At 53.2% G+C, this 19,443-nt stretch carries 15 protein-coding genes, 2 tRNA genes and 3 rRNA genes; 9 read left to right on the forward strand and 11 right to left on the reverse strand.

Annotated elements, in window-relative coordinates; all coding sequences use genetic code 11:
- Position 1: 1 nt before the first annotated feature.
- Both cysW and BLO43_RS08235 read left to right on the forward strand, forming a co-directional pair.
- A complete protein-coding gene (gene cysW / locus BLO43_RS08230; RefSeq protein WP_090906658.1) occupies positions 2–880 on the forward strand; it encodes a sulfate ABC transporter permease subunit CysW in 879 nt (292 codons plus the stop codon).
- Positions 870–1,943, forward strand: a complete 1,074-nt coding sequence (locus BLO43_RS08235) for a sulfate/molybdate ABC transporter ATP-binding protein (protein ID WP_074631061.1) — start codon at positions 870–872, stop codon at positions 1,941–1,943. Before cysW ends, BLO43_RS08235 begins: the two co-directional genes overlap by 11 nt.
- A 220-nt stretch (positions 1,944–2,163) precedes the next feature.
- On the opposite strand, the gene rrf is transcribed toward BLO43_RS08235, so the two are convergent.
- From rrf to BLO43_RS08270, 7 genes are all read right to left on the reverse strand, one after another.
- A 5S ribosomal RNA gene (gene rrf / locus BLO43_RS08240) occupies positions 2,164–2,276 on the reverse strand.
- A 199-nt stretch (positions 2,277–2,475) separates the two neighbouring features.
- A 23S ribosomal RNA gene (locus BLO43_RS08245) occupies positions 2,476–5,365 on the reverse strand.
- Positions 5,366–5,762: 397 nt separating this feature from the next.
- Positions 5,763–5,838 (reverse strand) — tRNA-Ala (locus BLO43_RS08250).
- A gap of 6 nt (positions 5,839–5,844) precedes the next feature.
- A tRNA-Ile gene (locus tag BLO43_RS08255) sits at positions 5,845–5,921 on the reverse strand.
- Positions 5,922–6,042: 121 nt separating this feature from the next.
- Positions 6,043–7,578, reverse strand: a 16S ribosomal RNA gene (locus BLO43_RS08260).
- Together the 16S, 23S and 5S rRNA genes with 2 tRNA genes alongside form the textbook arrangement of a ribosomal RNA operon.
- A 288-nt stretch (positions 7,579–7,866) precedes the next feature.
- Positions 7,867–9,069: a tyrosine--tRNA ligase gene (gene tyrS, locus BLO43_RS08265; protein ID WP_090906659.1), complete on the reverse strand. Its 1,203-nt coding sequence runs from the start codon at positions 9,067–9,069 to the stop codon at positions 7,867–7,869.
- Between the two features lie 18 nt (positions 9,070–9,087).
- Entirely contained in the window at positions 9,088–9,705 is a 618-nt protein-coding gene (locus tag BLO43_RS08270) for a superoxide dismutase (protein WP_090906660.1), read from the reverse strand.
- 419 nt (positions 9,706–10,124) lie between these two features.
- Here BLO43_RS08270 and BLO43_RS08275 point away from each other — a divergent pair, with 419 nt between their 5' ends.
- From BLO43_RS08275 to BLO43_RS08305, 7 genes are all read left to right on the forward strand, one after another.
- Positions 10,125–11,411, forward strand: a complete 1,287-nt coding sequence (locus tag BLO43_RS08275; protein ID WP_090906661.1) for a DUF2130 domain-containing protein — start codon at positions 10,125–10,127, stop codon at positions 11,409–11,411.
- A 125-nt stretch (positions 11,412–11,536) separates the two neighbouring features.
- Complete coding sequence (locus BLO43_RS08280; protein WP_090906662.1) at positions 11,537–12,796, forward strand: RNA polymerase sigma factor; 1,260 nt, start codon at positions 11,537–11,539, stop codon at positions 12,794–12,796.
- A gap of 172 nt (positions 12,797–12,968) precedes the next feature.
- Positions 12,969–13,361 (forward strand): YciI family protein, encoded by a 393-nt coding sequence (locus tag BLO43_RS08285; protein ID WP_074631056.1) that lies wholly within the window; start codon positions 12,969–12,971, stop codon positions 13,359–13,361.
- A 427-nt stretch (positions 13,362–13,788) separates the two neighbouring features.
- Positions 13,789–14,265: a VOC family protein gene (locus BLO43_RS08290; protein ID WP_090906663.1), complete on the forward strand. Its 477-nt coding sequence runs from the start codon at positions 13,789–13,791 to the stop codon at positions 14,263–14,265.
- Positions 14,266–14,373: 108 nt separating this feature from the next.
- On the forward strand, positions 14,374–14,730 hold the full coding sequence (locus BLO43_RS08295) for a YciI family protein (RefSeq protein ID WP_074634131.1): 357 nt from the start codon (positions 14,374–14,376) through the stop codon (positions 14,728–14,730).
- Between the two features lie 102 nt (positions 14,731–14,832).
- On the forward strand, positions 14,833–15,315 hold the full coding sequence (locus BLO43_RS08300) for a DUF1579 domain-containing protein (RefSeq protein ID WP_090906664.1): 483 nt from the start codon (positions 14,833–14,835) through the stop codon (positions 15,313–15,315).
- A 228-nt stretch (positions 15,316–15,543) separates the two neighbouring features.
- Positions 15,544–15,951, forward strand: a complete 408-nt coding sequence (locus BLO43_RS08305; RefSeq protein WP_090906665.1) for a VOC family protein — start codon at positions 15,544–15,546, stop codon at positions 15,949–15,951.
- A gap of 78 nt (positions 15,952–16,029) precedes the next feature.
- Here the strand turns inward: BLO43_RS08305 and BLO43_RS08310 are convergent, their stop codons facing one another.
- From BLO43_RS08310 to BLO43_RS08325, 4 genes are all read right to left on the reverse strand, one after another.
- Positions 16,030–16,455: a group III truncated hemoglobin gene (locus tag BLO43_RS08310; RefSeq protein ID WP_074634130.1), complete on the reverse strand. Its 426-nt coding sequence runs from the start codon at positions 16,453–16,455 to the stop codon at positions 16,030–16,032.
- Positions 16,456–16,661: 206 nt separating this feature from the next.
- The gene (rpoS, locus tag BLO43_RS08315) at positions 16,662–17,621 is read right to left on the reverse strand and encodes an RNA polymerase sigma factor RpoS (protein WP_090906666.1); all 960 of its coding nucleotides are present in this window, start codon (positions 17,619–17,621) and stop codon (positions 16,662–16,664) included.
- On the reverse strand, positions 17,618–18,712 hold the full coding sequence (locus BLO43_RS08320) for a peptidoglycan DD-metalloendopeptidase family protein (protein ID WP_254773392.1): 1,095 nt from the start codon (positions 18,710–18,712) through the stop codon (positions 17,618–17,620). Before BLO43_RS08320 ends, rpoS begins: the two co-directional genes overlap by 4 nt.
- A gap of 23 nt (positions 18,713–18,735) precedes the next feature.
- Complete coding sequence (locus BLO43_RS08325) at positions 18,736–19,398, reverse strand: protein-L-isoaspartate(D-aspartate) O-methyltransferase (RefSeq protein WP_090906667.1); 663 nt, start codon at positions 19,396–19,398, stop codon at positions 18,736–18,738.
- Positions 19,399–19,443: the final 45 nt, after the last annotated feature.

A 19,443-nucleotide genomic window follows, 5' to 3' on the forward strand; every position in this document is an offset into this window, starting at 1 on the left:
AATGACCACTGTCGCTCTTCCGGTACCTGCCGGGATACGTCGCAGGGCGGCCACCGATGAGCCCGTCTGGGTGCGTAGAACTTTGATCGGACTCGCGCTGGCGTTTTTGACGCTGTTCCTCTTTATACCCCTGATCTCTGTTTTTTACGAAGCGCTGAAGAAGGGCACAGATGTCTACCTGGCGGCCATCACCGAACCCGATGCGCTGTCGGCAATCAAGCTTACCCTGACTGTCGCGGCGATCGCCGTACCGGTCAATCTGATATTCGGCATAGCCGCGGCTTGGGCTGTAGCCAAGTTCGAGTTCCGTGGCAAGAGTCTGTTAATCACCCTGATTGACTTGCCGTTCTCGGTGTCTCCCGTGGTCTCAGGGTTGATTTACGTGCTTATTTTCGGCTTGCAGGGTTGGCTTGGACCGTGGCTGGCGGAGAATGATATCAAGATCATATTCGCGGTACCCGGCATTGTGCTGGCCACGATTTTTGTGACGGTTCCATTTATCGCCCGTGAATTGATTCCACTGATGCAGGCACAGGGTACCGAGGAAGAAGAGGCTGCGGTGGTGCTGGGCGCCAATGGCTGGCAGATCTTTTTCCGCGTCACGCTTCCGAACATCAAGTGGGGTCTTTTATACGGTACCATTCTTTGCAATGCGCGGGCGATGGGCGAATTTGGCGCGGTATCGGTAGTTTCCGGCCACATTCGCGGCAGTACCAACACCCTGCCGCTTCACGTCGAGATCCTTTATAACGAATATAATTTTGCGGCTGCATTTGCCGTAGCGTCGCTTCTGGCATTGCTTGCATTGGTGACGCTCGCGCTGAAAACATTCGTTGAATCCAGAAATAAGCAGCATCAGGAGAATGTCAATGAGCATTGAAATACGCGGTCTTTCCAAACAGTTCGGAACTTTCGCCGCGCTGCGGGATGTCAGCCTGGAAGTGCATTCGGGTGAATTGCTGGCACTGCTTGGCCCCTCGGGTTCCGGAAAAACCACCCTGCTGCGCGTGATCGCAGGGCTGGAAGTAGCGGATACCGGCCAGGTATTGTTTCAGGGGGAGGACACGACCAAGCAACATGTACGCGATCGGCAGGTGGGTTTTGTATTCCAGCACTACGCGCTGTTCCGCAATATGACAATTTTCGAGAATGTTGCATTTGGATTGCGTGTACGAGCAAAGAGTGTACGTCCCTCGGACGCGGATATTCGCGACCGCGTACACAATTTGCTTAAGCTGGTACAGTTGGACTGGTTAGCTGACCGGCATCCACATCAACTTTCCGGGGGCCAGCGTCAGCGCGTTGCCCTGGCACGGGCACTGGCGGTGGAACCAAAGGTGCTACTGCTGGACGAACCTTTTGGAGCCCTTGATGCCAAGGTGCGCAAAGAACTGCGTTCCTGGTTGCGCAGGCTTCATGACGAAATGCATATTACCAGCGTGTTCGTTACCCATGATCAGGAAGAAGCACTGGAGGTGGCAGACCGCGTAGTGGTGATGAATGAAGGCCGCATTGAGCAAATCGGCACGCCGGATGAAGTGTATGAGCAGCCCGCGAGTCCCTTCGTCTATGAGTTTCTCGGCAAGGTGAATCTGTTCCATGGCCGGTTGCACCATGGACGCGCCCGGATAGGCGAAATTGAAGTCGACGCGCCTGAACACGCCGAAGCCGAGGAGCTACCCGCTGTTGCTTATGTGCGCCCTCACGATATCCATGTCGATCGGGTGATTCACGATGGTGGGGCGCTTGCGGCGCACGTATTTCATATTCTTTCGGTTGGCCCGGTGGTCCGTCTTGAATTGACTCGCGACGACAGCGCAGAACAGGAACTGATCCAGGTCGAAATCACAAAAGAGCGCTTTCGTGAATTGCAGCTGGTGCGAGGCGATCAGGTTTTTATTAAGCCCTCTCGTTTTGATCTGTTCCCTAATCAGGTGCATTGAACCCGAATCCGGCGGCTGACCACTTATTTTTCAGTTTGGCACGATGCTCCGCAAGACTTTTTATGTATCGACCTCGCCTTTGTGATGAGCCGCTACAGGACGGACTTAAGTAAGGGAGTTCGCCATACTCAAATACCTGCTTCCGCTTTGATTTCATTCGTGCGTTTATACAATAAAAAAGCCCCAACTCGTAAGAGCTGGGGCTTTTTTATTTATAGGTGCCTGGCAGTGACCTACTTTCGCATGCGAATGCACACTATCATCGGCGCGACTTCGTTTCACGGCCCTGTTCGGGATGGGAAGGGGTGGGTCCAAAGCGCTATGACCGCCAAGCGTAACTTTAATCATGGCAAGCGGGACACCAATGGATCCTGGTTGTCTTATCGCGAGCCACGTTCTGGAAGAAGTAAATTGGGAAGATTGTATCCGGGCAAACACCTCATTCGGCATCTGAGGGAATTGCGGGGTCGACTTGCACCCTTGCACTCCACTTTCCACGCCTTATGCCTTATATCTTACTACTTAAGGTTATAGGATCAAGCCTCACGGTCAATTAGTATCGGTTAGCTTAACACATTACTGCGCTTCCACACCCGACCTATCAACGTCGTGGTCTTCGACGAACCTTTAGGGAGGTTTAACCCCCGGGAAGTCTCATCTTGAGGCGAGTTTCCCGCTTAGATGCTTTCAGCGGTTATCTCTTCCGCACTTAGCTACCCGGCGATACGACTGGCGTCATAACCGGTACACCAGAGGTGCGTCCACTCCGGTCCTCTCGTACTAGGAGCAGGTCCACTCAAACTTCCAACGCCCACGGCAGATAGGGACCAAACTGTCTCACGACGTTTTAAACCCAGCTCACGTACCACTTTAAATGGCGAACAGCCATACCCTTGGGACCGGCTACAGCCCCAGGATGTGATGAGCCGACATCGAGGTGCCAAACTCCCCCGTCGATATGAACTCTTGGGAGGAATCAGCCTGTTATCCCCGGCGTACCTTTTATCCGTTGAGCGATGGCCCTTCCATACAGAACCACCGGATCACTATGACCTGCTTTCGCATCTGCTCGACTTGTCAGTCTCGCAGTCAAGCACGCTTTTGCCATTGCACTATCAGCACGATTTCCGACCGTACCTAGCGTACCTTCGTACTCCTCCGTTACACTTTGGGAGGAGACCGCCCCAGTCAAACTGCCTACCATACACGGTCCCCGATCCAGATAATGGACCTAGGTTAGAACCTCAACAACATCAGGGTGGTATTTCAACGTCGGCTCCATGAACTCTAGCGAGTCCACTTCAACGCCTCCCACCTATCCTACACAGATATTGTCAAAGTCCAATGTAAAGCTACAGTAAAGGTGCACGGGGTCTTTCCGTCTAGCCGCGGGGAGATTGCATCTTCACAAACATTTCAACTTCGCTGAGTCTCAGGAGGAGACAGTGTGGCCATCGTTACGCCATTCGTGCAGGTCGGAACTTACCCGACAAGGAATTTCGCTACCTTAGGACCGTTATAGTTACGGCCGCCGTTTACCGGGGCTTCGATCAAGAGCTTGCACCCCATCAATTAACCTTCCGGCACCGGGCAGGCGTCACACTCTATACGTCCACTTTCGTGTTTGCAGAGTGCTGTGTTTTTATTAAACAGTCGCAGCCACCATTTCTTTGCAACCCCCTTCCGCTTCACGCGCGAGGCGCTACACGTACCGGGGGCACACCTTATCCCGAAGTTACGGTGTTAATTTGCCGAGTTCCTTCTCCTGAGTTCTCTCAAGCGCCTTGGAATTTTCATCCCGCCCACCTGTGTCGGTTTGCGGTACGGTCTTCATTCAACTGAAGCTTAGTGGCTTTTCCTGGAAGCAGGGTATCACTCACTTGGCGTCCCGAAGGACGTTGCGTTATCACGCCTCAACTAAGCCGCCCGGATTTGCCTGAGCAGCACGTCTACACGCTTGAACCGGGACATCCAACACCCGGCCGAGTTAACCTTCTCCGTCCCCACATCGCATTGAACAAAGGTACTGGAATATTGACCAGTTTCCCATCAGCTACGCATTTCTGCCTCACCTTAGGGGCCGACTCACCCTGCGCCGATGAACGTTGCGCAGGAAACCTTGGGCTTACGGCGAGGGAGCCTTTCACTCCCTTTATCGCTACTCATGTCAGCATTCGCACTTCCGATACCTCCAGCAGCCTTCTCAAGCCACCTTCGCAGGCTTACGGAACGCTCTCCTACCATCTACACTTGCGTGTAAATCCCTAGCTTCGGTGCACAGTTTGAGCCCCGTTACATCTTCCGCGCAGGACGACTCGATCAGTGAGCTATTACGCTTTCTTTAAAGGATGGCTGCTTCTAAGCCAACCTCCTGACTGTTTTAGCCTTCCCACTTCGTTTGCCACTTAACTGTGTCTTTGGGACCTTAGCTGAGGGTCTGGGTTGTTTCCCTTTCGACACCGGACGTTAGCACCCGATGTCTGTCTCCCACGCTCGCACTCTTCGGTATTCGGAGTTTGCCATGGGTTGGTAGGCCTAAACGGCCCCCTAGCCATAACAGTGCTCTACCCCCGAAGGTGATACGTGAGGCACTACCTAAATAGTTTTCGGAGAGAACCAGCTATTTCCAGATTTGTTTAGCCTTTCACCCCTACCCACAGCTCATCCCCTAATTTTTCAACATTAGTGGGTTCGGACCTCCACGAGGTGTTACCCCCGCTTCATCCTGGCCATGAGTAGATCATCTGGTTTCGGGTCTACACCCAGCAACTAAACGCCCTATTAAGACTCGCTTTCGCTGCGCTTCCCCTATTCGGTTAAGCTTGCTACTGAATGTAAGTCGCTGACCCATTATACAAAAGGTACGCAGTCACGGAACAAGTCCGCTCCCACTGTTTGTATGCATGCGGTTTCAGGGTCTATTTCACTCCCCTCCCGGGGTTCTTTTCGCCTTTCCCTCACGGTACTGGTTCACTATCGGTCGATTACGAGTATTTAGCCTTGGAGGATGGTCCCCCCATATTCAGACAGGATTTCTCGTGTCCCGCCCTACTTGTCCCAATCCTAGTTCCACACTCAAACTTTCGCCTACGGGGCTATCACCCACTATGGCCCGACTTTCCAGACGGCTCGGCTAGTTCAAGTGCTAAAAATTGGAGGCTGTTCCCATTTCGCTCGCCACTACTTTGGGAATCTCGGTTGATTTCTTTTCCTCTGGCTACTTAGATGTTTCAGTTCGCCAGGTTCGCCACGCTTGACCTATGTATTCAGTCAAGGTTGACCCTTGCGGGCCGGGTTTCCCCATTCGGACATCTCCGGATCAATGCTCGTTTGCCAGCTCCCCGGAGCTTTTCGCAGGCTTCCACGCCCTTCATCGCCTGTAATCGCCAAGGCATCCACCACATGCACTTATTCGCTTGATCCTATAACCTTAAGGGCTCGGGAACCAAAAATCAGAACTGAGTCCGGTCAAAAAGCCGGTCCAACTCTGAATCCCTATTCCAAACCAATTTGGTTACAGGTGTTTGCTCGCACTGCATCCGACTAAAAATACAATGCGTCGATACAATCTAACCCATTATTTCGCATCCCCAAACGCGGAGCCAAAAAAAGCCACGCATTCGCTGAATACGAAATGTTTTACTTCTTCCAAATTGTTAAAGAACGCAGGGAAAACAGAATAAAGAAGCAAAAATTGGTGCAGAGCACCTCACAACTTCTTTCCGTTATTCCCAAAATACAGCCGCTGGTTAAAAACCAGAAGTAAACGCTTTCGTTTACTTCTATTTTCTAAAGATGCGTCATTCTTAATCGCAGAATTGGTGGAGGTGAACGGGATCGAACCGATGACCCCCTGCTTGCAAAGCAGGTGCTCTCCCATCTGAGCTACACCCCCGTTAGCTGGTGGGTCTGGGTGGATTTGAACCACCGACCCCACGCTTATCAAGCGTGTGCTCTAACCAACTGAGCTACAGACCCTGAACAGAGCTCAAAAAAAGGGCCGGGGCTTCTCGTTTTTCCAGCCCTACGCCTGAGCCCCCAGCTCTGCTTTATAGAACAACCGATAGGTTGTGGACACTCGATCAGGAATTTTCTCTAGAAAGGAGGTGATCCAGCCGCAGGTTCCCCTACGGCTACCTTGTTACGACTTCACCCCAGTCATGAATCTCACCGTGGCAAGCGCCCTCCTTGCGGTTAGACTACCTGCTTCTGGTGAAACCCACTCCCATGGTGTGACGGGCGGTGTGTACAAGACCCGGGAACGTATTCACCGCGACATGCTGATCCGCGATTACTAGCGATTCCGACTTCACGGAGTCGAGTTGCAGACTCCGATCCGGACTACGACGCGCTTTCTGAGATTAGCTCCCCCTCGCGGGTTGGCAACCCTCTGTACGCGCCATTGTATTACGTGTGAAGCCCTACCCATAAGGGCCATGAGGACTTGACGTCATCCCCACCTTCCTCCGGTTTGTCACCGGCAGTTTCATTAAAGTGCCCAACTGAATGATGGCAATTAATGACAAGGGTTGCGCTCGTTGCGGGACTTAACCCAACATCTCACGACACGAGCTGACGACAGCCATGCAGCACCTGTGTTACCGTTCCCTTTCGGGCACACTCACCTCTCGGCGGGCTTCGGTACATGTCAAGGGTAGGTAAGGTTTTTCGCGTTGCATCGAATTAATCCACATAATCCACCGCTTGTGCGGGTCCCCGTCAATTCCTTTGAGTTTTAATCTTGCGACCGTACTCCCCAGGCGGTCAACTTCACGCGTTAGCTACGTTACCAAGTCCGTTAAGACCCGACAACTAGTTGACATCGTTTAGGGCGTGGACTACCAGGGTATCTAATCCTGTTTGCTCCCCACGCTTTCGTGCCTGAGCGTCAGTGTTAACCCAGGGGGCTGCCTTCGCCATCGGTGTTCCTCCACATCTCTACGCATTTCACTGCTACACGTGGAATTCCACCCCCCTCTGCCACACTCTAGCCTTGTAGTTTCAAACGCAGTTCCCAGGTTGAGCCCGGGGATTTCACATCTGACTTACAAAACCGCCTGCGCACGCTTTACGCCCAGTAATTCCGATTAACGCTCGCACCCTACGTATTACCGCGGCTGCTGGCACGTAGTTAGCCGGTGCTTCTTCTTCCGGTACCGTCATTAGTCACGGGTATTAACCGTAACCTTTTCGTTCCGGCTGAAAGAGCTTTACAACCCGAAGGCCTTCTTCACTCACGCGGCATGGCTGGATCAGGGTTTCCCCCATTGTCCAAAATTCCCCACTGCTGCCTCCCGTAGGAGTCTGGGCCGTGTCTCAGTCCCAGTGTGGCTGGTCGTCCTCTCAGACCAGCTACTGATCGAAGCCTTGGTAAGCCTTTACCTCACCAACTAGCTAATCAGACATCGGCCGCTCCAAAAGCGCAAGGTCTTGCGATCCCCTGCTTTTCTCCTCAGAGATTATGCGGTATTAGCGCATCTTTCGATGCGTTATCCCCCACTTAAGGATACGTTCCGATGCATTACTCACCCGTTCGCCACTCGCCACCAGGGTTGCCCCCGTGCTGCCGTTCGACTTGCATGTGTAAAGCATGCCGCCAGCGTTCAATCTGAGCCAGGATCAAACTCTTCAGTTTAATACTGGTAAAACTCTCGCTTGACGTGTTACTGCGATTCCGGTTTCTATCGAGATAGCCCCCGGAACCTACTTACATCGTGCGAGCACTTCGACTCTTAAGCTACCCGGTATTTCGCCTCGAAAGACAAAATAATTCCGGGTGTCCTGGTCAAGTGCCCACACCTATCGGCTGTAAATTTTTAAAGAACAATGCCTGCTACAAACTACAGGCCAGACAACGAAGGCGGAATTATACAGATACCAGACAGGGGGTCAAGGAGTTTCTGGAACTTTCTCGTACTCTTTATCAGGCGAGGGTTATCCTGGCGAATTTTCGCTTGCCTACTTGTACCACGGCGGTCTCTCCGCGACTGAGCCTGAGCGCTTTATCGCCGACCTTTTCGCCATTTAATTTGACACCACCCTGCTCAATCATGCGCAATGCTTCGGTCGTACTGGCCGTTAATCCGGCCTGCTTGAGTACTTGAGCAATGGGCAATCCTTCGGTTCCCGCATGCAGCACTTTCTCAAGAATGTCATCCGGTATCGCGCCACGCCTGAAGCGCGCCTCGAAGTCAGCCAATGCCCTTTCCGCTTCGTCCTTGCTGTGAAAACGCGCAACAATCTCTTGAGCGAATAGTACCTTGATGTTGCGCGGGTTGCGCCCGTCCCGCACTTCCTGCTGCCACTGGCGAATAACACTGATCGGCTCAAATGACAATAACTCGATATAACGCCACATCAGTTCATCAGAAACAGACATCAGCTTGCCGAATATCTCGGTTGGGGTCTCGGCGATGCCGATATAGTTACCGGAGGATTTGGACATTTTGTTGATACCATCCAGTCCTTCCAGAAGCGGCATGGTGAGAATGCACTGCGGCGATTGCCCGAAATGCTTTTGCAATTCCCGTCCCACCAGCAGGTTGAATTTCTGGTCGGTGCCTCCCAGCTCGATATCCGCTCTGAGTGCAACCGAGTCATAGCCTTGAATGAGCGGATACAAAAATTCATGAATCGCTATGGGCTTGTTACTTTCATAGCGCTTGCCAAAATCGTCCCGCTCCAGCATGCGTGCAACGGTATGGGTAGCCGCCAGCTTGATCAGATCGGCGGCATTGAGCTTGTCCATCCACGTGGAATTAAACACGACATCGGTCTGCTCAGGCCTGAGTATCCGGAAAACCTGATTTGCGTAGGATTGCGCATTCTCGACCACTTGTTCCCGAGTGAGGGCAGGACGAGTCGTGTTCTTGCCACTGGGATCGCCGATCATCCCGGTGAAATCGCCAATCAGGAACAAGGCGTGATGCCCTAAATCCTGCAGGTGACGCATCTTGTTAAGCAGAACAGTGTGACCCAGGTGCAAATCCGGCGCGGTTGGGTCAAATCCAGCCTTGATCCTGAGTGGACGATCCAAAGCAAGCTTTTGCGCGAGCTCCTCTTCCACAAGGAGCTCGCCGCAGCCGCGCTTGATGATCTCCAGTTGTTCCGTTATCTGCCCGGTCACAGCGGCGCGTTGGGCGTGCTACCCATGGTTATCCGCCGCAAAACCCCAATTGATCAGTTTGTCGAGTACAGCGTTGACATAATCCACGCGACGGTTCTGGTAATCAAGGTAGTAGGCATGCTCCCACACGTCGATGGTCAGTAACGGCTTGAGTCCATGGGTCAACGGCAAATCCGCATTGCTCGTCTTGACCACCTTGAGCTTGTCGCCATCCTGCACCAGCCACGCCCAGCCACTGCCGAATTGGGTCGTGGCCGCCGCCGCCAGTTCTTTCTTGCACGCTTCCACGGTATCGAATGATGCCTCAATTTTTTTCTTCAACGCCGCGGGAGGCTCACCACCTCCCTTTGGGGACAGGCTATTCCAGTAGAATGTGTGGTTCCAGATTTGCGCCGCATTGTTGAAAACCCCGGACTTGTCCGCCTGGCCAGCTGTGGCGGCAATGACCTTTTCCAATGACAAATCCGCGAGCTCCGTACCCGCTACCAGCTTGTTCAGATTGTCGACATAAGTCTTGTGATGCTTGCCGTAGTGAAAGCTCAGCGTGTTGGCCGAAATGACGGGGTCCAACGCGTTATCCGCGTAAGGTAGCGGCGGTAGAATGTGGGGCACACTTCCAGTTTTTTGATCGCTCATCTTTTCGCTCCTATGTGGTGACATGAAAAATATCCGTTCTATTGCTCTTGTGTGGAAACACAAACGAATCGAACCCATGTAAACAGTACGTAAAGGGGAACGAGTCGATGCGTGGTTGACTATACGGCCAATCCGGCAATTATCCAGGCAAGTATATCCGAAAATATGTGCGCCATCGCACTTGGAACCGGCACAGGAACTAAACCCTGCATGAGCGCAAGTGCCTATCACCCGGTTTAACCTATAATTCTAAATCCGGTAGTTGACCGCTCATTTTTTAGCTCGACGCCAGGATCCACCAAGAATTTTCGCATCGCGTGACCTTGGTGAGTTCGCTACATCGCCGGATTTAGGATAACCTGAAATACCAACCCGCTTTCATGGAGACAGAGGGTGGTGAATCCCTCCCAGGAACAACTATGACGGAACCCACTATTACCTGCCCTCATTGCAAAACCGAAATCCGGCTCACCGAGTCGCTTGCCGCGCCGTTGATAGCCGCCACGCGCAAACAGTTCGAACAGCAGCTTTCGCGAAAGGATGACGAGATCGCAAGGCGCGAACAAGGTATTCGAGAGAAGGAGAAAGAAGTTACGGAGGCGAGACGCACGCTGGATATCCAGATAGCCGATCGAGTCGCCGCACAGTTGAATACCGAACGTGTTCGTGTGATTGCCGAAGAATCCAGAAAAGCAAAGCTTGCCAGTGCTGCCGAGCTGGAAAACAAGGCACGCGAGCTCACGGAACTTCAAGAAGTGCTCAAAGGCCGCGACGAGAAGCTGGCCGCGGCGCAAAAAGTGCAAGCCGAGCTCACCAAAAAACAGCGGGAGCTCGACGATGCCAGGCGCGAACTCGAACTTACCGTGGAAAAACGCATACAGGATGGGCTCGGCGAAGTACGCGCGAAGGCCAGGCTAGAAGCGGAAGAGGGACTTAAGCTCAAGGTAATGGAGAAAGATCAGACTATCGCATCCATGCAGCAAAAAATTGAAGAGCTGAAGCGCAGAGCCGAACAGGGGTCACAGCAGCTTCAGGGAGAAGTGCAGGAACTGGCGCTTGAAAACCTGCTGCGTGCCAAGTTCCCTTTCGATGCGATCGAACCGGTGCCCAAGGGCGACTACGGCGGGGATGTACTGCATCGCGTCGTCGGCACGGACGGGCAGCCCGGCGGCACTATTCTGTGGGAAACCAAGCGCACCCGAAACTGGAGCGATATGTGGCTAGCCAAATTGCGGGAAGACCAGCGTACCGCCAAAGCGGAAATTGCCGTGATGGTAAGCCATACATTGCCCAAAGGCGTTGAAACCTTCGAAATGGTTGAGGGTGTCTGGGTAACACATCCTCGCGCTGCACTGCCGGTGGCGCTTATCCTGCGCCAGTCATTGCTGGAACTTGCCCTCGCGCGGCAATCATCCGAAGGTCTGCAAACTAAAACGGAGATGATCTACCAGTATCTCACCGGGCCGCGTTTCCGCCAGCGCGTCGAAGCGATCGTCGAAGCGTTTTCCACCATGCAGGACGATCTCGACAAGGAACGCAAGGTGATAATGAAGCAATGGGCGAAGCGAGAAGAGCAAATTATGCGCGTGATGAGTGCAACAGTGGGTATGTATGGAGACTTGCAGGGGATTGCGGGCAAATCGTTGCAGGAAATCGAGGGACTTGAGCTGAGGAGCTTGGGCTTGAACGACGAACATTTGTCATAATTTCTGCCAGCGGACCCATAAGCGCCGCACTTTTGTCGCCCGCAGAACTCTCCATCCACACAGGCCGGAGGGGTATTTCTATTTTGCGAAGACTATGATGCTACCGAGCAAGCGGGGAGATTCTGATGCCTGAACATGAGGATACCCTGGCTACCCAGCATGTGCGTGAGACGGTAGACGCCATCTACCGTTCCCGCTCGCGCCATATCTTTGCCACGTTGATCCGCCTCCTTGGCGACTTCGATGTCGCCGAAGAAGCGCTACACGATGCATTCAGGGCGGCGCTGGAGCAATGGCCGCGCGAAGGCGTGCCGGCCAATCCTCAGGCATGGCTTGTTTCAACGGGCCGTTTCAAAGCGATCGATGGCATACGCAGAAGAGCCCGGTTCGAGCCGTTGCCGGACGACGTGGAAGAACGGCTGGCAGCCGATGGTGGCGATGAACTGGACGGCGAAGGACTCGAGGACGACCGGCTTAGGCTGATCTTCACCTGCTGCCATCCGGCCCTGTCTCCGGACGCTCAGGTGGCGCTCACCTTGCGCGAAGTATGCGGCCTGACGACCGAGGAGATTGCACGCGCTTTCTTGACCGCCGCACCCACGCTGGCCCAGCGTATCGTGCGCGCCAAGGCGAAAATCCGCGACACGCGCATTCCTTACCAGGTGCCTCCCCCGGCCGAGCTACCGGATCGAGTGGACAGCGTCCTGCGTGTGATCTATCTGGTATTCAACGAAGGCTACTCCGCATCTTCAGGGGAAGCGCTGATGCGGTCCGATCTCTCGGGTGAAGCGATTCGCGTAGGCAGGCTGTTGATTGAATTATTGCCTGAGCCCGAGGCGCTTGGACTCCTGGCACTGATGCTGCTGCAGGAATCGCGGCGCGCAGCGCGCAGTGCGCCGACCGGTGATCTGATCCTGCTGACCGATCAGGATCGTTCACTCTGGAACGGGCATTACATTGCGGAAGGATCGGCGCTGGTGGAGCGGGCGCTATCGTCGCGGCGGTTCGGTCCATACATGCTGCAAGCCGCAATTGCGGCGGTGCACGCCAATGCGCCCAACGCCGCGGCGACAGACTGGGCTGAAATCACCAGACTCTATGATTTACTGCTGCGCATCGACCCATCCCCTGTGATCGAACTGAACCGCGCCGTGGCGGTGGCAATGCGTGACGGACCCCTGCCAGGTCTGGCACTTATTGATGCCATCCTGATGCGGGGTGATCTCGCTGACTACCACTTGGCGCACTCGGCACGCGCTGACTTGTGCCGGCGGCTCGGGCGAGCGGCGGAAGCACGAGCCTCCTACGAGCGCGCCCACGAACTCGCCCGGCAGGAACCCGAACGGCGGTTTCTTAAGCGCAGATTGCGTGAACTGCCGGGTTGAAACATTTCCCGCCTCTTACTTAGTCTGCGGAACTATGGAGAGCGGTCCGATCAGCCCGCCTCCATTCAACAAAAACATCATCTCGCGCAACGCTCCCGATGTCGAATTTGGTCTTTCCCCAACGACTATGGGATGTCAACCAGTTTTCCAAGCCAAACCGGAGGTGTTGCCCATGAAGTACCTATGCCTGATCTGTGCCGAAACGGTCATGGAGCAGATGACAGAAACTGCAGCGGAAAAGCACTATGAGGAATACTCCGAATTCACGGAAGCCATCAGGGAGAGCGGCCACCTTCTCGGCTGCAACCGGCTGCAGCCTCCTGATGCCGCGATTACAGTCCGGGTGCGGAAGGGTAAAGTCACGACGACCGACGGCCCCTTTGTGGAGACCAAGGAACAACTCGGGGGCTATTATGTCATCGAGGCCAAGGATTTGAACGAGGCGATACAGATCGCCTCACGAATCCCGGGGGCACGGATCGGGTGCGTCGAAGTGCGGCCCATTGCGGAGGACGAACGTACGCTCCGTGCACTTGGATGTGGCGCTACAGCCACCCCGCAATAGCGCAGAAGGCAGCGAAAACAGGCAGCCGCCCTTCCCGTTTTGCCCAGTTTTTCTTTAGAAAAAGAAATTTCAGCAGGCATGTCGATCCGGTACCCGTCATTTCGACTAAACAGTGCAGGCAAAAACTCAAGTAAGCTTGAGCCTCAAACTGGAATTTGAACCTAAATCCGGTAGTTGGACGAGGTGAAGTGTACGGTTTTTGGGGTGCGGGGCAAGGCGCAACAACGCGAAATGGTTATTCCATTTCAAGGCGTTGTAACGCAGCCATGCGCCACAAAAACCGTGCAATTCACCCCGTAGCGGCCTCACCCAAAAGGTGAGAGTCAAATAATACGAAATATTGTTATTAATCATAATACTGCTCTATTAAATGAGCGGTCAATTACCGGATTTAAGTTGAATACTCAACCCTGAAAGGAGAATAATCATGACTACAGCAATCAAACCCATCCCAGACGGTTACCACACGCTTACCGCATACCTGACGGTCCGGGGAGCGTCCGATGCAATTGAATTCTACAAAAGAGCCTTTGGAGCCACCGAGTTGTTCCGGCTCAATACGCCAGATGGGAAAATAGCCCACAGCGAATTTAAAATTGGCGATTCGATATTCATGATCTCGGATGAGAACCCGGGATGGGACATTGCTTCTCCCGAAAAACTGGGAGGCAGTCCGGTAGCCCTTCATCTCTACGTTGCCAATGCCGATGCCACTTTTTCCGACGCAATCAAGGCGGGAGCTAAAGAAACGATGCCTCTCGCAAATCAATTCTGGGGAGACCGCATGGGCAAGCTGGTCGATCCTTTTGGCCATCAATGGCTCATCGCCACACATATCGAAGATGTTGATCCGAGCGAGCTCCAAAGCAGGATGGAGGCTCATTGCACGGTGCACAAGGCGTGAGCCGACGGCACGCCTGTCCTTCCGTTCAACCGGAGTATGGTCCCCGGCTATTGCAAATTTCCACGCTTTCACGGCCCCGAACCGGGCAGCGTTACAATGGAGGCACGCATGAAATACATGTTGCTGATTTATGGTGACGAAACGGCATTAAGCGAGTCTGAACGGGAAGCATGCTATGTGGAATCCACTCAGCTCGCACATGAGATCAAATCAAACGGACAATATCTGGCCGCCAATCCCTTGTACCCCACCGCTTTGGCAACCAGCGTGCGGATGCGCGAAGGCAAACGGCTCGTGACGGATGGTCCGTTCGCGGAAACACGTGAGCAGCTGGGCGGTTACTTCCTGATCGACGCTGGAGATCTCGATGAGGCGATCGGCATCGCTGCACGAATTCCCATGGCCCGCAAGGGTACAGTCGAGATCCGGCCGGTGATAGAGATCGCGGGCCTGCCGGCTGATTAGCCCACGGCGACAGAAGTAGTCAAACGTAATCAAGCGAAAACCCTGGCCGGGCATTGACCACCGAAACAGTACTGATAAATTACCAGACCATAGGAGACGACCATGAAGGTAGAACCACAGAAGGAACATGAGTGGCTGCAGAAGCTTGTAGGTGAATGGACCTATGAAAGCGAGTGTCCGACGGAACCGGGCAAGTCGCCGGAAAAATTTGCAGGATCGGAGACCGTGCGTTCACTCGGTGGTCTCTGGATACTGTGCGAGGGCCGTGGCGAGATGCCTGGCGGAGAAATGGCGGCAATGTTAATGACGCTCGGCTATGATCTGCAGAAGAAACAGTACCTGGGAACCTGGGTGGGATCGATGATGACCCACCTATGGGTGTACGCCGGCTCACTGGACGCAGAGGAAAAGGTGCTGACGCTCAGCACCGAAGGCCCAACCTTCACGGAAGAGGGGAAGCTGGCGAAATACAAGGATGTCATTGAGATAAAGAATCCCAACCACCGGATACTGACGTCACATATGCTGGGTGATGATGGCGAATGGCATCAATTCATGACGGCAAACTATCGGCGAAAAACGTAGCGACCGAAGTGTTGCCACTTTGATCAGACGCATCGGGTGCGGCAAGGATTATTAAAATGGCGAAGGTCAAACGCCTGACAAGATGCTGCGCCTGATGGGGCATAATACCGGTTTCCCGGTTTCACACGATTACCGGCGCTTGCCGCGCGCACGCCGGCAAGTGAGTCTATTGTTAACGCTGTGTTGCGGGATACATTATCGTACGATGAATTTTCGAGAGGAAAAACCATGACCACCAAGATTTTCGTGAATCTTCCCGTAAGCAATCTCAAAAAGTCTGTCGCATTTTTTACCAAACTCGGCTTCACTTTTAATGCCCAGTTTACTGACGAAACCGCCACTTGCATGATCGTAAGCGAGGACATATTCGTCATGTTGTTGACCCGGGAAAAATTTGGAACTTTTACCCCCAAAGAAGTTTGTGATGCCACGAAAAGCACGGAAGTTCTTGTTTGCCTGACATGCGAAAGCCGGGATGAAGTTGATGATATGGTTCGCAAAGCCGTCGCTGCTGGCGGAGCCACTCCCATGGACTCGGGCGACTATGGGTTTATGTACCAACATGGCTTCGAGGATCTGGACGGACATCTTTGGGAACTGATATACATGGAGCCGACCGCGGAAGATCAAGGTTAACCTGCACTCCCTAATGCTCGGATAGGCGCTTTCTGTTCGGCAAATTGCCCTTCAAAGCGCCTCTTACCGGCCGTGCAACTATGCTCCGTGAAGATCAACCAGTTGCTTATCCGGATAACGCTCCATCTGATATCTTAACCACAACCTGCCGCCGATGTGCAATGCCAGGGTATCCGCGTTGAATTGCAAAACTGGATTTTCCATTTCGCTCGTCGTTTGCCGGAAAAGCTGCAGCCACCGCTCGAACAATTCGGAGGTAAGTCCCGGCAGAGCTACGTGCTTGGGCATGGGAGCACCCCGGAAATGGCTGGTTCCCCGCAATTTCATTGACCAGAAATTAGTCATCTGCACAAAATGCGCGTCCCAGTCGGTAACATGTCCTTCAAAGATCGGGCCCAGCAATGGATCTTTTCTGGCTCTTGCATAAAAAGCATGGACCAGCCAGGAAATCTCCTCCTCAGTACAAAGATCAGGATGAGGTGCCAAAAACTCGGGTTGTGACATATTCATAATTGATTTAAATACAAGATTCACCGCGACCAGCGGATGCGGTTGTGGGTTAAAAAGACCTGATCATACAGGCTGATGTTGCACGAACACCAATTATAGTAACATTTTACTTTAAACATAAGAAAATGTCACAAGTTATTTGACCAAGTGTTCCAAGCGGATTCGAGACGGGCTTAAAGTGAACACAAGCTCCCGCACCTCTAAAACACCCCATCCCTTGATACACCATCGCCCCTCAACATCACGCGCAATGTTTGCAGCGCTTCCAGCTGAATCTGCCGTACACGCTCGCGGGTAAGATCGAGATGCTTTGCCAGTTGCTCCAGTGTCTGAATGTCATTGCCATTGAGCCCGTAACGCTGCTCGATGATATATCGTTGTTTGTCATTCAACCGGCCAAGCCACTCTCGCAAACGATCCTTGATCTCGGACTGCTCCAGCATGAGGTCGGGACCGGGAGTGTTATCGTCCGCCATGACATCGCCAATGCACAGCAACGGATCGACATCGAGCGGCGCGTCCAATGACATCATGCTCGCGTTCAAGGACAGCATCCGCTGTACTTCCTTTACCGGGCGCCCCAATAAATACGCAACATCTTCCGGTTTGGGATCCTTGCCGGTATGCGCCTCCAGATGGCGGGACGCTTGCAGAATAATGTTCAGATCCTTGATGACATGCACCGGCAGCCGAATTGTGCGGGACTGGTTCATAATACAGCGTTCAATGTTCTGGCGTATCCACCACGTGGCATAAGTTGAAAAACGGAACCCACGTTCCGGGTCAAATTTGTCCAGCGCGTGCATCATCCCCATGTTGCCTTCTTCGATCAGATCCAGTAGCGCAACGCCATGGTTGGTATAGTGTTTGGCGATATTCACCACCAACCGCAGGTTGCATTCAATCATTTTCTGACGCGCGTCGAAATCGTTCTGCCTGACCAGGCGTGTCAGCACTCCCTCCTCCCGTGCGCTCAACAGGGCATTATGACCAATTTCGTTGAAATAAATTTGGGTGACATCGGTCAACAGGACGTCGCTGAGCGTCTCGTTTCCAACATTGGAAATTTTTTCTGTGGCGACGTCAGGTGTTACCTCATCCGGCTCTACTGGGTCTGCATCGAATGATTCGTCATCGTCAGTATAGTCGCGTTGTCTCATCCGGATAACTCCGGTAAATATTTCAGTGGGTCCACCGGTTTTCCATTCTTGCGAATTTCAAAGTGGAGCTTTACCATGGTGGTATCGGTATTTCCCATTTCGGCGATTTTCTGTCCTTTGGCCACCGTTTGCCCTTCTTTCACCAGAATTTTGTCATTGTGGGCATAAGCGCTGAGATAGGTATTGTTATGCTTGATGATAATGAGCTTGCCATAGCCGCGCAGGCCCGCACCGCTATATACCACCTTGCCCGCCGCGGATGCTGCCACCGACTGCCCCGGATTACCCGCGATATCGATCCCTTTGGTACTTTCCGAGAATGGCTCGAGTACCTTGCCTTTGGCCGGCCAGATCCATTCCACGCGGTCAACATTATCGATAGCATCCGCCGCGGGCGCCAGGGGTGCTATGGGTGCCACCGGACTTATTTCGGTACCCACCGTTTTTTCAGCAGTCATTGGAGCAATCTTCGCAACCACTATCGGGGGGGCGATCGTCAATCCCTTCAACTGTGCTACGGCTTGTTCCGAATACGGCAGCTTGAGTGCCTTCGGTTCGACTTTAAGCTTATCGGTATTAGTCCCCGGTTTCTCTTCGAATACTGGTACGGTAGTAGGCGCAGCCGCTACGGTCGCCGATGGTTGCACCGGTTGAGGAAGTGCGAACAGGGAAGGTTGTGACAGGCGGGATGGCGAAGATAATGTGAGTTGTTGACCGATATTGATAGCGCCAGGATCCTGGATGTTATTCCACTCCGCCAGATCCTTTTGATCAATGCCACGGCTTCGCGCAATACTGTAGAGGGTATCCCCCTTTTGTACGGTATGGAACTCGGAGCGCCCCGCTGGCTCCACTTCCGCGCCTACCCCTATTTTACCCGCCTGAGACTCTACTGCGGTGCTCTCAATCACCGGTGCGCGGTGTGGGGTAGATTCACAACCCGCAATCAACAGTAAAAGTATGAGAAAGGGATGATAGCTTACCGAAGAAAAAGACCTCTCTTGGGGGGATGGAAGCATGGAACTCATGATAATCGTTAGAGGGAGTTCGCCAGGGTTCGGAAAATTCTGCTCGATTCCTTTACTTGTCATTCTTTATCTCTTGTTATGCGTGCTTAACCTTTCAAGATACCCGGTAGCATGGGTACGAACCTGACCTCATCGAGTATTGTCTCAGTGTAACCCTGCGAATTATGTGCGATAACGCACAGAAACTGCTCCTGACTTCCTTTAGGAAAAACCATTCTACCGCCAACCGCCAATTGCCCGAGCAATGACGAAGGGATATGCGCAGCCGCGGCGGTGAGAATGATGGCGTCAAACGGCGCGAACTCCGGCAGTCCGAGCAGACCATCGGCATGCTTCAGACGAACATTGCCAAGATGTAATTGCCGTAGACGAACGCGGGCACGGGTCAGCAACGGTCCAATGCGTTCGATCGAATAAACCTCGCGTGCAAGCTGTGCCAGTATGGCTGTCTGATAGCCGCAGCCCGAGCCGATTTCCAATACTTTACCGAGACTGGAACCTGCACGCAGCAATTCGCTCATACGCGCCACAATAAATGGACTGGAAATGGTCTGCCCAAAATTGATCGGCAAGGCGATATCATCATAGGCGCGATTTGCCAAAACCTCTTCAATAAAAATATGACGAGGAATGGCACTCATCGCCCCCAGAACCACTTCATCAACGATACCTTGCTTGCGCAGACGCTCGATCATGCGCGCACGGGTACGCTGGGAAGTCATGCCGATTCCGGAATGATGAGTGTTCAAACTAAAATACCTTGAACTTGAACAGAGGGTTTGTCACCATGGAAC

The sequence above is a fragment of the Nitrosospira sp. Nsp13 genome (assembly GCF_900101945.1).
Classification (GTDB): Bacteria; Pseudomonadota; Gammaproteobacteria; order Burkholderiales; family Nitrosomonadaceae; genus Nitrosospira; species Nitrosospira multiformis_D.